The organism is Synechococcus sp. BA-120 BA3, from assembly GCF_034931285.1.
In the GTDB taxonomy this organism is placed as follows: Bacteria; Cyanobacteriota; Cyanobacteriia; order PCC-6307; family Cyanobiaceae; genus Cyanobium.
In genome coordinates, this window is sequence record NZ_JAYGHZ010000205.1 from 1 (window position 1) to 938 (window position 938).

At 70.9% G+C, this 938-nt stretch carries 1 protein-coding gene; it reads right to left on the bottom strand.

Features of this window, described 5'->3' with window-relative positions:
• Positions 1-53: 53 nt before the first annotated feature.
• Positions 54-938, bottom strand: an 885-nt coding sequence (locus VB737_RS07295; protein WP_500312252.1) for a hypothetical protein, incomplete at its 5' end; no start/stop codon positions are given.

A 938-nucleotide genomic window follows, 5' to 3' on the forward strand; every position in this document is an offset into this window, starting at 1 on the left:
GCTCTGTGAGCTGATGCTCAAGCTGCCGAGTTTCTGAGGCGGTCGGCTCCTGTTCAGGGCGCCGTCGGCGTGGGCTCGGTGACCGGTGTGGTGGCCACCGCCGTGCCCCTGGGCGCGCCGCCGAAGAAGACCTTCACACCGATTTCGATGCCGTTGAGGTTGGAGACGAAACCGTTGGACTGGGCGTCGCCGTTGTTCCACTTCAGGCCCATGTACCGCCAGGAGATGTTCAGGTCGGTGTCGTCGCCGATGGCGTAGCCCAGGCCCACCTGGGCGTTGCCGCTGAGGTCCTGCTGGCCGGCCAGGCCGAAGCCGCCGATGTCGCCGCGGGCGAAGGCCCGCAGGCGCGGCGAGAGAAACACGCTGGCCTGGGTGCCCACCAGGGGCTGCACCCAGGTGCGCTGCAAGTTGCGGGTGGGCTCCAGCAGGGTGCGGCCGAAGGGGCCATCGAGGGCGGCGGCCAGGTTGAGGCGGCCGTCGATGAGCCGCATGCCGGCATAGGGGATCACGGAATACGTGCCGGGCTTGCCGATCGCCGACTCCCGCTCACCGAACCGGTAGCGCAGGGCGAGGTCGTAGATCCCCAGCGTCTGGCCCACATCGGCCGTGGTCGTGAACAGGCTGCGGGGACCCACCAGGCGGCTGGCCTGGTCCCCCAGATTGATGTACCAGAGGTCGCCCTGGAGTCCCACGCGGCCCTTCTCGATGCTGCCCCGGGCGGACGCGGCGAAGCGCAGCACGCTGAGAATCTCCCCCAGGTCCTGGTCCACCTCCGCCTCCTGGCCCCGGATGGTGACCGAGCCCGTGGAGCGCAGCGGCGCGAAGCCGTACAGCTCGACCGTGCCGCTCCAGAGGGGGGCGGACGGGCTGGCCGGGCCCGGTTGGGACAGGCGCAGCTCCTGGCCGATCCAGGTGGCCTCCGGCGCGCGGCCTCGGGC